Origin of the sequence: Halobellus sp. EA9, from assembly GCF_051195055.1 — an archaeon.
Lineage (GTDB): Archaea > Halobacteriota > Halobacteria > Halobacteriales > Haloferacaceae > Haloquadratum > Haloquadratum rubicundus.
The window spans coordinates 1-12,694 of sequence record NZ_JBNTJW010000025.1; the positions used below are offsets into that span (position 1 = coordinate 1).

Consider the following 12,694-nt stretch of genomic DNA (forward strand, 5'->3'; position numbering starts at 1 on the left):
CTATCTCGCTGTCTGCTTCGGTTGGTTGCACATCCTCCCAAAGCAGACACTTCCTCTAACCCGATGTGATCGACTGAATGTGGTCGAGACGACTTTGCCGACGAGCGGGCGATGCGGATCCACCATAAACTCGCACACGGTGAGTCGTTATCGAAGCGTGAGGATCGGTATCGGTGTCCCGAGTGCGATCGAGAGGTCGAGACGAAGCGAGGGCTGAGTAATCACCTCGCGAAGGTCCATCGGGATCGGTGGGAGAAACTACAGGAGGACGGCCTCGTTCTGACGCTCGTCGACGAGGACTGATCTCCGACTACGTCCCACTTTGGCGTAAGCGACTGCGTTGGTCCGTTCTCTGCGGCGTCGGTGACGCGGCAGTAATCCGACCGAACGGGGATAGATTTACGTAGTGTTAACCATCCTATATTTCTCTGTGCGGTCTGGTTATCCGTCGGACTGGGACGAACGTCGAAGACGGGTCTATGAGCGGGACGATTATGAGTGTCAACGATGTGGTCGACTGGGAGGTTCCCGAGGCGGTCCCGAAGACGACGCTGAACTACACGCCCATCACATTGTCCCAAAAAATGAGGGTGGGACTGACGACATATCGAATCTTGAGACCCTCTGTCACTCTTGCCATAATCAGATCCACGGTCATAAGATAGATAGACGACGCGTTGATCGGTCCTTCTCCAGTTTAATTGAGAAATCGAGACAGTCTACTTCAGCAAGTTCGCCATCAGCTAAGAGTGAGGATTCTACGAGTCGAATAGAAAAATCAACGGACAGTATCAGTTACTCTGGTTACGCTCCTGACTCTCGTGGCGATGATGATTCTCAAGATAGTCAACTACCTCCTGAGTATCACAGTGAGAATAATACTTCACATAATCCACCGCAGTCGAATTCTCACAGTCAAGAGGATTCCGCAAATAATCAGTCACATTCCAAGTCTCTCAACCGAGATATTTCCTCAAAAATTTCTGAATCGGACAGAGCAAATAGAAGATCAACCTCACAGACAGATACTATGAAAATAGGATGCAAAATATGTGGAGATGTTATAAGACAAACAAATGGTTATGAGATTAATCCTGATGCCTTCCCAGACTCTAATGAAACAGAAGCTGGTGCTTTCTATGTCTGCGGGTCCTGTGTTGCTAAACGGCTAAATCAAATGGTTTCAGGTGGAACAAAGGATAACACCAGACCTATTTCAATTTTATTAGTCCTCCTGGTCGTTTTGGGAGTCGGTTCGTATTTTCTCTCATTCTGGACTACGGTGTATTATTTGGCTTCTCTATTGCTAATGAGAGTATTATTTGGGGCTATATCTCGAATTGTAGGCGTTGTTCTCGGTTCGTCAAGAACCAAAGGTGAGTCAGAAGATTCCGAGTCGGGAGGACTTAGTGATAATGACGCTTCTGACACGGTTGATAGGTCGAACCACCCGTCATCTCGTTGGGAAATAGGAGACGAAGCGTGGCGACGTAAACAAGATCAGGGAACGATTGAGGATTGGCGTGGTCCTGGGAGGTTCTGAGCAAGTGGACTCACGAATCCTCGTTAGCACATCGGGGGTCGGCGGTAGCTTAGTGAAATAGGATCTACTCAGTGTTGGGGGATACCTGTCGGTCCGAATCCTCGACGCGACGTCGTCGCACGGAGTTACCTGACCGAACCAGAGTTAACCAACACAGGGGTGGCTCTACCCCGATTGTTGGTTAAGGCGGCACATCACAATCTACGGATCGTTCGTGGACGAACGCAACAAGGCCGTTTTCGACGGCGTCATCGCACCACGTATTCAGCCACCGATACGGGTGTCCCTCTGCGTGTTACTCCAGTTTCCCGACGAGACGTCCGCTTCGATACGATACCGACGTAATCTCTCCGTGGGGAACGACTACTGTTGTGACCTCGTTGCCGAGTCCGCTGTACTGTCGTCCCACGATGCGGGTGTTGGTGACGACACAGTATGCCGTTCCTGTGAACGTCTGGGGATCTCCGTTGACGAACAACGTATCCGCGGTGATACAGTAGTAGACGGATTCTCCCTCGTGGAGCGTACTATCGACGTGGGCAAGGTCATCGTCGTCGATATCGTGGCGCGCAGTCTCGGTATCTGCGTGTTGGATCTCGGGCGGATCCGTCCCGAAGATGCCCATAATGCCAATTTATTGTTATTCAAATAAAGTATGTGGTTGATTAACATATTACGAGACTATCCGCCGTATTTGGATTCAACCTTGTAGATCAGTCGGGTAACGCGACCGACGATGATTGCAGCGACAAACGCTGTGCCGAAGAACACTACATCTTCAAGGATTGGGAGGGTCGTCTGCCCTTCTGGGGGCCACTCGGTAACGACACCCGAGAGAACGAGCGCAATTGTCGCATAGAGGATTGCCGTATTGAGCGAGACCTGGACATCTTCGGGTCCTGGTCGCTGTTGTTTGCGGGCAGCAGGGGGATCATTTGCCCGTCTTTCAATCAGTATGAACCCGACTCCGAATCCCAACACGACAACAGCCAATAGTACGAGAGTGTTCAATACGGCGCTCATACCGCCCTGGTGTCCTGTCTCTCCGTTAAGATTACCGCTGAACAGACACGAGAAAATCCGTGTGAGTGGCGTCTGAGGGCTACACCTCGATGATAGTTTGCCCGTCGAGGATCTTTGCCGAGGCGACTTCCGCGGCCATTTCCCGCTCGATCCGTTCGGCCCGCTGGTGTTGCCTCTCGCGCTCCTCGGGCGAGAGATCCGTGACGCCGACAGTCACGCGGGGCCCGACACGTTCGCGCCCGAACGGGTGAGCGACGTCGTCGACGGGCTCGCCGACGGGCTCCTCACCGAGCGGTTCCGCAAATTCGCGTTCGAGCTGTCGGGCGAACGTTTCGAGGTAGTTACGGCGGGCGGGCGGAAGGTCGGAGACGTCGTAGACGGCGCACACGGTGACGTGCGTGTGGCTGTCGGCGTCGATGGTTGCAAACTCTGCGTCCGTCGTCGTCGTGGTGTGTCTCTCTGAGACATCACACCTGGAAAGTTGGGTGGGAGATACTTTATTTGATTTATGTTTTGTGTTTATTGATATAAAAGAATTGGGTATAGACGGCTTACACACCCCAGTATCACGATCTCTCTGTTTATTGGAAGTATGACACACGGGGGAGGGGATCACCCTGTCCGCCCAAACACTTTGTAGTAAACACCACAACGGATTGGTATGATCCAGATCGGTTTGCTGCTCGTCGTCGTCACCATTCAGACGACCTTCGCGTATTTCACCGCCCGAGACGCCTGGAGCCGCGGTCACGACGAACGCAGATGGTTTCTCCTGGCCTTGATCTTCTCCGTCCCCGCGATCGTGATCTATCTGTTGACACGGCGAGACCAGCGACTCCCCGAAGCGGATCGCCCCTCCCAACGCTCGAAACGGTGGGCAACGGTGGTTGGTCTGTACATCGGGGTGTTTCTGATCGCCTCGATGGTGGCTTCACTCGGTTCCTTCCCGATCGCGAACGCCCTTGATGCCGACACCACCGCCACCTCAACGGAGCCGTTATTGTACCAGACCGTCTCGACGGCGATCCAGCTCGGTGGTGTGGCCGTCGCTGTCGGGATTCACGCCGCGGACCGTGTGACTGGCGGGTCGATCATCCGTCGGTTCGCCCCGAACGCGTAAACGACCCGCACACGCACACGTCCGCACCAGCGCCCTGTGACAGACTACCACACCTCCACCACCGAGAGTGCGGTGGGTAAAGAAGCGTAGCGGCGGGTAGTAATCCTCGGACTCGGTGAGTCGGGTGTGCTTGGCCCGCCCGCGTAGTTCTCTCAAGGGGGCCAATTCAGCCCCCGAGTCTGGGTTTTTTCCAGCACTCCTCGGAGGAACGGCTATGGTTACGCCCGCCCGTATGCGTGGCGCGCATACTTTATATCAGTTTACTTAGGTACACTAAATTTTGATAGGTTGCTGATTTCCTCCGCTTCTCGCCACCGCCTTCGAGCCTCGGGCCACGTCCAACACACCTGCTGTCGGCGAGCCACTTCGAGAGCGACCGCCGAGGGATCAACTCGACTCATATCTATCCGTAGATATATGCTTTAGAGTAATAAATTCTCCGACGACCGAGGCACAGTATCGGGATATACCTGATATACAGGCTCTACTATCCCACCGTCAAACCTCCTCACCGACATCCCTCCTCACCGTGACTGCGGTTTTAGGGCTGTAGACCCTCTTAGCGGGGTTCTATTTAACAGTAGCAACGTTTCACCGTCAAGTATGGCTGTAGGAGTTACCCGAACGATACACAGCATCCGACAAGAAGGCTCTACGATTTCACCGCACCGTACCGCTGTAGGAGCGTTCCTACGGAACGATGCGTTCTCCCCACAAGGGGGAGAACCCCTTTTTCAAAAATAGAAAAAAGTTTTTTCACCGATTCGGCCCCCCCCTCCGTCGGCTCGCTCACAGCAGTCACCGCCGAGTCGACGCCGTTAGGATCGACACCGACACCAACACCGACGGGGGAACCACCGAGAGAGTCCCCCCGAGAGTTACTTGTGTGCTGTCTCTTGGGTGGTCTCTTGGCGTTTCGAGGTGGGGTGAGAGGGGAACATCCTATTGATCGAAAAATCCTCTCAGACATCGAATACACGGCCCCATTATTCGTTTCTCAACGCTCGAATAGATCGGCGGGATCGACGCCGTCGACGACGACACCGAGGGTACGACGAGAGGATCCGCTGTATGGCTCTCTGTCGTCGCTGTGTGGCTTCCGCGGTGATGGTACGTAGGCTGTATCCTCTCGGTGAGAGATCCGCACAGAACGTCGTTGACAGCGTTGTGAGAGGTCGGGGGATCCGACGGCACAATTGCTCCCTCTCTGATCCGTCTCGTCGACGGCAGGCCATACCGATGATTCCTGTAGCAACTCCCGAGGGCGGGGAAGTGGTATCCATCCTCTCGGAAAGACGGGTGCCATTCTCGGAGGGCACATTAGGAAGCCGTACCGTTAGCGGATCCGCCACCGAGGGTGAGGGGTCGGATCGTCTCCTCGGAGAAAATCGCTTTGCGGGTCGGATTCGCGGAGGGTCAGTATCTCCTGATTCCGCCGTCGACGGCGTCGATTCCGCCCGTGAGAAGGTATCAGTTTTCCGTGAATAGTCGGATTATTGTACGTAATTAGATAGGTTCGCCCCCTCCTCGGCGGCGACACCTTATAGAATACTACCTCCACCACCGAGAGTGCGGTAACAGGAGTTATTACCTGTTTTCGCTCGTAAGAAAGACGTACAGCCTATGCACGACGCCCTCTGTGCGGGGTTCCAGTCTCCTCGTTTCCTCGGAGAATCCTCGTTAGTATGGTATAGAACTCCATAGCAAAAAGGCCGTTGTTTCGGGTGGAGATCCCTCAAAGATAGCGGAGAGAGGGATTAGATGTTGTCCAGATACTCCCGTCGTTGCTCCATCTGTTGGGTCCGAGTCCGTTCGTCGTAGTGCTCCCCGAGGACCTCCTGGGAGACATCCATCCTGTCGGAGACGACCTGCTCGGGAACGTCGTTCAAGAGGTGATGCGTCAACGACCCACGACGGACAGGGTGGGGCGTCACCGAGGATGGACAGTCGTAGGATCGTTCGGGATCGTTCGCAGCGGCACAGTCGGCGGGATCACGGTCGTGGGGGCACGGACCCCACAGACAGGGACGAGTCGACGCACAGACGTCCCGTCGGATCGTCGTCTTTGCGACTCTACCGTTCTCCGTCGTGAACAGCGGTCGTCGGCCGTACTCGTCGACGACGTCGATCCGACGGACCTCGACGTACTCCCCGAGTACCGTCGTCGTCTCGTCGTCGAGGGCAACGGCCCGCTCACTCGCCTCCGTGTTCTTCAGCGGGGTTTCGCTACTCGGTCGGTGTTGGAGGTCGATATACTGGTCGTCGAGATGCAGATCCTCAAGATCGATCGACCGAGCGGCCCCCATACGTAGCCCTGTCTTCCACAAGAGCTTGAGCGTGGCGTGACGTCGTGAGGCGTACTCGTAGGTGTCGAGATACTCCAGGGCATCTTCGGCCATCTCTGCCGACAGCATCCGCTCACGTCGATCGTCGTCGGTGAGCGTCGGCGGGTCAATCTTCTCGTGGAGGTCTTTCGGAACCGCCTCGACGGTCCCCGCCCACTTGATGAACACCCGTAGCGTCGACAGTCGGTTTCGGATCGTCGCGTTAGCGAGATTACGGTCTTTCATCCACAGCCTGTGTCGGTGCAAGTCCCGTCCCGTGAGGTCGTTCATATCCTCGATTCCTTCGTCCTCGCACCACTCGGCAAACTGGGTGAGGACTAATCGCTGTGATTTGACGGTCTTCTCGGCGACCTCGTCGCGTCGGTCTTTCAGGTACAATCGCTTCGCCTCCGCTACGGCCATCGGTTCGAGTCGGTCATTCGCTGGCATTGGGTGGTCCGACCGCACGAACGACGACCCCACGGAGTGCGACCGCCGCCGTCGGTTCGTGGCGACGAATCGACGGGAACGCCGACTCGGTGGCGTGAGTCGGCGCCGTCTCGCCGTAGGCGTCGGTGTCGGCGACGCGCGCGAGCATCGCCCGTCGGCCGTCGCTCCCCGAGGCGAGGACGTTCAGGTACCGGACCGCGCTCGGGAGCGTCCGACCGATGTTCGCGCGCCGAGCGGCGGCGAGCCACCGGAGGTAGCGCCCCCCGGCGTAGACGACGCCCCAGTGGACGCCGAGCGCGACAGCGAGGCCGAGCCCGCCGGCGAGCACCGCCGGAGTCCGCGTCGTGATGGCGACCGCGTCGGGAACGGCACCGGCCAGTCCGCCGTCGCCGACGCGGGCCACGCCGTCGAGGACGCCGGCCGCGACCGAGCCCAGCGCGGCGGGCGACAGCGACAGCACCGCCGCGGCGACGGCGAGCGCGAGCGCGGTGCCGGCGAGCCACGAGAGCGCGTAGACCCGCGCGAGGTAGAGGTCGAACGTGACCGTCAGCGTGGTGCCGCGGTACGCGCGGCGGTCGCGCTCGTGGCGGCGGGCGTCCGCGCGGCTCGCGAACAGCGCGTACGCCGCGCGGTCGAAGGGGCCGAACGAGCGGCGGGCCTCGCCGAGCCCGGGATCGGTCGCGTCGACCGACGTCGAGGCGCGTTCGGTCACCGGCCCCGCCCTCGCCGACCGTCGGTGCGGTCCGGGGACGCGCCGCCCGGTCGCGGCTCGACGCTCGACGCCGATCCGTCCGGTCGCGACGCGTCCGCAGGCGGCGAGCCGCCGGTCCCCTCAGCGGCCGCCGACTGGTGTGCGCGTTGCCGGCGGACCCGCTCGACCGTGGCCGCCTCGTCGGTCCGGAGGTCCGAGAGGAACCCGAACAGGCTGTCGACGTCTGTCACCTCCTCCTGGACGAGGTACTCGACGTACCCCTGCTTGCGCCGGAACTCCCGTTCGATGGCTTCCACCTCGCGATCGGTCGCGGCGGCGATCCGGTCGAAGACGCGGAGCGCGAGCCGGTGGGCCGCGCCCTCCGTGGCGGCGCCGTCGCCGCCGAGCGTCGGGTGGTCGTACGCCATCGCGAACGAGCCGTCGGTCTCGCGCCACAGCAGCGTGTTGTAGTAGAGCGTCGCGCCGTCCTTCTCGACGACCCCGGTCCGGGCCGACGCGGGGAGCGCCTCGTAGTCCGTTTCCGAGAGGAGTTCGACGACCGATCCGACGTACCGCTCGCCGTCGACGCGGCGGGGGAAGACGACCAGGTCGAGTTCGCGCAGGAGGTACACGGGGAGCCCCTGTTCGACCACGCGGTTCACGAGCGTCTCGACGTCCTCGGCGTGGGTGGTGCCGACAACGCCGTGTCTCGTGTAAAGTACAAATCTATTAGTACGCGGAATCCATAGGTATAGCCGTGTTATGAGCGATCCAGACACACAAGCGGCGATGACCTACCCCACCGAATCCCAGTATGAGGGGTGGAAAGACGACGCCGATGAAATGGATATGTCGGTGTCTGAGTGGATTCAAGCAATGGTCGAAGCCGGTCGCAAGAAGTTCGACGCCGGCGTTGAACCAGACGAAACGCTTCAAGAGGTGCGAAAACACCGAAACGATTTGAAAGAGGAGTTAGACCACGCCCGCGACCGAATTCAAGACTTAGAAAACCAACTCCACCACGGGGAACAGCAAGCGATTCGAGAGTTTGTCCGCGAGAATCCTGGTGCCACCTTTGATGATATCACCCGCTATGTTGTTGATACCGTACCCCAACGGGTGAACCGGCATCTGGATGAATTAGAGGGGGACGCATTGTACGTTGATGAGGATGAATACTACCCCAAGGAGGACGGCTAATGTCTGAGTCCCGGACTCCACAAGACCGACTTGGTGTGTTCAAACAGCTTTCAGACGTTCCAAGCAGCCGGCGGTTACATCAATTCCAAGCAGCGTATGAGAGTGCGGATACTTGGGCGTCCTACCGGGCGACAGTCGATCTATCGGAGCGTATGAGCCAAGACTGGGGATTGTTCGCCCGCCGGTGGAAAGAACACACAAAGGAACAGGGGCGTCATCACGCCTTAGCCCGACCTACTGACGTTGAAACGTGGTCTGATAAACTATTGGACCAATTCTCTCGAGATCGGGCGTACCAGCATTGGAACGTGATTGAAGGCTTCTATGAGTGGCTCAAGTGTCACACCGAACACCCACACACCTACAATCCGTTCCATATGGCCGCCTCAAAGCCCGACAGTAGCGCCCGCACAATCTGGACCCGTAAACAAGAGAAAGCCAATGCCTGATTCCGACCGCGAAGCACTTGCTGACGCCTTCGACCGTGAATTAGACCCGCTCGCAAAGTACGCCGAGACCTTCGAGGAGACAGGGATAGATCCGTTTGAGGTGTTCATAGAGGAGCGGATTAAACCACGGCAGGATAGCGGAAACATATCTGATGCTACTGTAGGGGAGTACCACCGAACGTTTCGAGAGTGGTGCAAATTTATGAACCGTGAGGGCCGCCACCCTGCGTGTCCAGACGAAACCTATGTTAAGGGGTTCATCAGCTATCTACAGGAGGAACGTGGTAATGCAACCGGGACAATCAAGAACCGGCTAATGTATCTCAACCAAGCATATCAGTATTGGCAAGATGACGCTGCCTTCCCCCACCCACAAGACTACAACCCGATTGACTTAGCGAAAGAGACGGTCGACCTGAATGGTGAGCCACCGAAGGAACCGCCACGGCTAACTGTGGACGAACTACGCAAAAAACTACAGGACATAACCCACGTTCGGGATCGGGCGATTGTTCTTCTACAACTCAAACTCGGGCTTCGGGCAAGTGAGGTTTGTAATATCAAACTGTCCGAGATTCACCTCTCAAATAGTGACGTTCTGGATCACTACGATGAAATGGGATCTGTTAGGTCGTTGAGAGAGCGTGAGAACGCCGTCTATATCCCACACGACAGGGACCGAAACAAGTCCCACCGGCCGCGTATGCTCTCGCTGGATGATGAACTACGCCGGGCGCTTCTCCAATATCTGCTAATTCGCCCCGATAACGGTGAACCGTGGCTGTTCCTCTCCAAGAACCGGCGTCAGAAGCTCCGGCATAAGGATATTAATGTCGTCTGGAAAGATGCCTTCCACCCGGAATACGCCGAAACTGAGGACTTCCGAGCGGTGACAAGTCACTACGGCCGCCACCGATTTACAACGTACTGGCGGGTAGAACAGGACTTGAACCGCGAACTAATCAAGTATATGCGCGGTGATACGGCGGGATCATCAACGTTGGAGGACCGCGGGGCGATTGACGAATATATTCATACCTACTATGAGGATATTGAACCGATCTATAGAGAGCGAATCTACAAGTTCGGTGTATAAGCAAGTCTTTGCTGTAATCTCAATCATTACGAATCGTCCGGGGTTCCTCCTCACCCCAGATTTTTGATCATCAATGTTCACTCTACAGTCGTCAGAGAAGATGCCGAAGAAAATCGATAAGGAAGATCTTCTTGCTGACCTTCGCCGCGTATATCAGGAGTTGGACTCACCACCATCTGAATCGCAATATGACGAACACGGCCAATATTCTGTATCTGTAATTCGGAATCGATTTGGGAAATTTACTGAGGGGAGGGAAGCAGCAGGTATTCCAAATCCCGATATGCGAGGTGGGAATAACCAAATTCCACCCGAAGACCTTCTTGATGAACTACAGCGGCTCGGGAAAGAACTCGAAAAGACACCTACACGGGAGGAGATGGAAGAGCAAGGTGCATACGCTGAGAATCCATACCGACGCGAATTCGGAAGTTGGTCGGAGGCACTATTGGCTGCTGGATACAGTTATGACGAACTCAATCGCCCAAGTACACACGTTGCCAAGCGGGTAAGTGTCGAGTGTACAGTTTGCGGCAAGACTCAACAGCGACTGCAGAGTGATCTTGCGGGGAAGCAGAACGTATTCTGTTCGCGCGATTGTCTACATACGTGGCGGAGTGAGGAGTTTACTGGTGATTCCCATCCGCTGACAGACCGAATTGAGGTTGAGTGTGAATGGTGTGGTGATACATTGGATCGGAAGCCCTCAGTAGTTGAGAGGCGAACGTATCACTTCTGTTGCTACGACTGTATGGGCGAGTGGCGATCCGAGTACAGGGCTGGAGAGGATGCGCCAGCGTGGGAAGGTGGCGGAGAACTGTACCGCGGACCAAATTGGTTGAAACAGCGCAAACGCGCGGTGGAACGAGATAACCGAACGTGCCAGCGTTGTGGCTGTACTGAGGAAGATCATTTTGAGAAGTACGGGCGAGAACTAAGTGTACATCATCTAACGCCCGTTCGGGAATTTTACCGAGAGGCAGGCAACGAAGAACCAGACTTTGCCGAAGTAAACGCGCTTGAAAACCTGGTCACACTCTGTGTCGCCTGTCACCGCAAAATTGAGCAGTTGCCGGTGACACCGCAGTTCAGCCAATCTTAGTTTCGATTACTGATAGTTCTGGCCGCGTACTCAGTATTGCCGCAAAATAAGTTCAGTTATTGAAGCCATTATTCTATTCAAACAACTGCTGGATACTTGTGCGCTCCTCCCACGGAATATGAATGTCAGATGGAAGCTCTTCGCCCACAACGACATACTGTTTCTTGTCCAAATTATCCAACGCTATTTCAGCTAATTTCTTTTCGTCGCGGTACACGTGTCCTTTCACTTCTATAACGTACTCATCAGTTACAAAATCAGGTGTATAGTTCCGGTTCTCGCCGTACTCAATTTTCAGAGATTCGTAGTCGTACTCTACTCCCGCGTCGAGCAGGAGTTTAGCAACTTCGACTTCATATCCTGACCGACAGAGGTGGTCTAATTGGGGCGGGTGAAGAACTTGTGTGTGTTCAAGATTCGCCTGATCAAGTGCCTCTCCCCAAGACCCGAAGGTGGTCTTGTAGGTCTTCCATCCGAACTTCCCTTGAGCAGTCATATCAACTGCTCTTGGTGTTCGCCCCAATTTATCTGCAAGTCTCTGAAGCTCGATTATAAGTTCAAATTCTGGTATATTTGACCGATTGTTAATATCAAGATCAGACTGTTCAAGAGCTTCGTTCCAAGATCCGAACCGTCTTTCGTACGTCCCCACACTGAACTTGCCCTCCTTATCCATATCAACAGCAGACGGTGTTTGACCAAGTTCTTCGCTGAGTCTATGAAGCTCGTTCAGTAAGTCAGACTCAGGAACATCTTTCTCTCTGTTGATGCCAAGACCAGCCTTTTCTAATGCATCATTCCACGAACCAAATTCACGTGAGTACGTCTTATTGGTAAAAAAGCCGTGTTGCGTCATTTCGGGAGCTGTCGGAGTATGACCTAATTCTTCAGTCAATCGCTCAAGCTCACATATTAACTCCTGTCTGGGTACGTTACGGTATCGCGTTGGCTCAAGACCTGCTTCCCGAACCGCATTATTCCACGACCCAAATTCATTAGAATAGCTCGACGGGGCATATTTTCCGTCCTTAGCCATATCCCGACTGGTTGGCGTTCGTTCAAGTTCATCTGAGAGACAAACTAACTCATCAATCAAATCTGGCTTAGATATGCTCTGCTCTTTGTTAACCGCAAGATCAGCCTCCTTCAGAGCTTCATTCCAAGATCCGAATTTCTTTTGATACGTTTTGGAACTGTGGGCACCTTGTAGATTCATATCCCGCTGGCTTGGCGTCTTGTTTAGTTCAGACGCAAGGTTGTGTAGCTCGGTGATCAGAACCTGCTTGATTTCCTCTTCAGTATGAGATTTAGCTCTATGAATGCCTCTCCCCTTGTTTGAATCAAATGAACGGCCACAGATTTCGCATTCAAATGATTCGGTTTGTGAAGTGGATTTTCTCCCAAAGTCAGAGAGGGTAGATTGGTCACTCACGGGGACCCTTCCTTTAGCTATAACAATAAAAAGGTTCTCAAGGTTAATGATTCCTGTGCTGCTAAAATACACGTCTCAATTCTCATAGATTACGCTTGTTTATCGTATGATTCTATTGAATGTCCGGGGTGTCCGGGGTTCAGCCCTACATCAATTGAGTATATTCTACTCTGTCTTTACTCTCATACCATCCGTCTTTAGCTAAGAGAATAACCGCGTGACAGCAGCGGCTTATCGAGGAACGTTTTTGTGAGGAATGAGGAG

The 12,694-nt window shown here is 55.1% G+C and carries 12 protein-coding genes and 1 pseudogene; 6 read left to right on the forward strand and 7 right to left on the reverse strand.

Annotated features, from left to right (window positions below; translation table 11 throughout):
• The first annotated feature begins 111 nt into the window (after positions 1-111).
• Both ACQUQ0_RS17025 and ACQUQ0_RS17030 read left to right on the forward strand, forming a co-directional pair.
• The gene (locus ACQUQ0_RS17025) at positions 112-303 is read left to right on the forward strand and encodes a hypothetical protein (protein ID WP_435186899.1); all 192 of its coding nucleotides are present in this window, start codon (positions 112-114) and stop codon (positions 301-303) included.
• Positions 304-430: 127 nt separating this feature from the next.
• A complete protein-coding gene (locus ACQUQ0_RS17030) occupies positions 431-1,543 on the forward strand; it encodes an HNH endonuclease (RefSeq protein ID WP_435186918.1) in 1,113 nt (370 codons plus the stop codon).
• A 295-nt stretch (positions 1,544-1,838) separates the two neighbouring features.
• Here the strand turns inward: ACQUQ0_RS17030 and ACQUQ0_RS17035 are convergent, their stop codons facing one another.
• From ACQUQ0_RS17035 to ACQUQ0_RS17045, 3 genes are all read right to left on the reverse strand, one after another.
• A complete protein-coding gene (locus ACQUQ0_RS17035) occupies positions 1,839-2,168 on the reverse strand; it encodes a PH domain-containing protein (protein WP_435186900.1) in 330 nt (109 codons plus the stop codon).
• A gap of 56 nt (positions 2,169-2,224) precedes the next feature.
• The gene (locus tag ACQUQ0_RS17040; protein ID WP_435186902.1) at positions 2,225-2,566 is read right to left on the reverse strand and encodes a hypothetical protein; all 342 of its coding nucleotides are present in this window, start codon (positions 2,564-2,566) and stop codon (positions 2,225-2,227) included.
• A 79-nt stretch (positions 2,567-2,645) separates the two neighbouring features.
• Positions 2,646-3,182 (reverse strand): hypothetical protein, encoded by a 537-nt coding sequence (locus ACQUQ0_RS17045; RefSeq protein ID WP_435186904.1) that lies wholly within the window; start codon positions 3,180-3,182, stop codon positions 2,646-2,648.
• A gap of 45 nt (positions 3,183-3,227) precedes the next feature.
• Here ACQUQ0_RS17045 and ACQUQ0_RS17050 point away from each other — a divergent pair, with 45 nt between their 5' ends.
• Positions 3,228-3,686: a hypothetical protein gene (locus tag ACQUQ0_RS17050; protein ID WP_435186905.1), complete on the forward strand. Its 459-nt coding sequence runs from the start codon at positions 3,228-3,230 to the stop codon at positions 3,684-3,686.
• A 1,757-nt stretch (positions 3,687-5,443) separates the two neighbouring features.
• Here the strand turns inward: ACQUQ0_RS17050 and ACQUQ0_RS17055 are convergent.
• The 3 genes and pseudogenes from ACQUQ0_RS17055 to ACQUQ0_RS17065 all read right to left on the reverse strand — a co-directional run.
• A complete protein-coding gene (locus ACQUQ0_RS17055) occupies positions 5,444-6,460 on the reverse strand; it encodes a tyrosine-type recombinase/integrase (protein WP_435186907.1) in 1,017 nt (338 codons plus the stop codon).
• Positions 6,447-7,172, reverse strand: coding sequence for a hypothetical protein (locus tag ACQUQ0_RS17060; RefSeq protein ID WP_435186908.1), 726 nt, complete (start codon positions 7,170-7,172; stop codon positions 6,447-6,449). Before ACQUQ0_RS17060 ends, ACQUQ0_RS17055 begins: the two co-directional genes overlap by 14 nt.
• Positions 7,169-7,870: pseudogene (locus ACQUQ0_RS17065) on the reverse strand (hypothetical protein); the annotation flags it as partial. The gene ACQUQ0_RS17060 and the pseudogene ACQUQ0_RS17065, both read right to left, overlap by 4 nt.
• Positions 7,871-7,913: 43 nt before the next feature.
• Between ACQUQ0_RS17065 and ACQUQ0_RS17070 the strand changes: the two are divergent.
• The 3 genes from ACQUQ0_RS17070 to ACQUQ0_RS17080 all read left to right on the forward strand — a co-directional run bounded on the left by ACQUQ0_RS17070 (position 7,914) and on the right by ACQUQ0_RS17080 (position 10,998).
• Positions 7,914-8,351, forward strand: a complete 438-nt coding sequence (locus ACQUQ0_RS17070; protein ID WP_435186910.1) for a hypothetical protein — start codon at positions 7,914-7,916, stop codon at positions 8,349-8,351.
• Between the two features lie 441 nt (positions 8,352-8,792).
• Positions 8,793-9,896 (forward strand): tyrosine-type recombinase/integrase, encoded by a 1,104-nt coding sequence (locus ACQUQ0_RS17075; protein WP_435186912.1) that lies wholly within the window; start codon positions 8,793-8,795, stop codon positions 9,894-9,896.
• 100 nt (positions 9,897-9,996) lie between these two features.
• Entirely contained in the window at positions 9,997-10,998 is a 1,002-nt protein-coding gene (locus ACQUQ0_RS17080) for a homing endonuclease associated repeat-containing protein (protein ID WP_435186914.1), read from the forward strand.
• Between the two features lie 73 nt (positions 10,999-11,071).
• Here the strand turns inward: ACQUQ0_RS17080 and ACQUQ0_RS17085 are convergent, their stop codons facing one another.
• Positions 11,072-12,430: a homing endonuclease associated repeat-containing protein gene (locus tag ACQUQ0_RS17085; RefSeq protein ID WP_435186916.1), complete on the reverse strand. Its 1,359-nt coding sequence runs from the start codon at positions 12,428-12,430 to the stop codon at positions 11,072-11,074.
• Between the last annotated feature and the right edge of the window lie 264 nt (positions 12,431-12,694).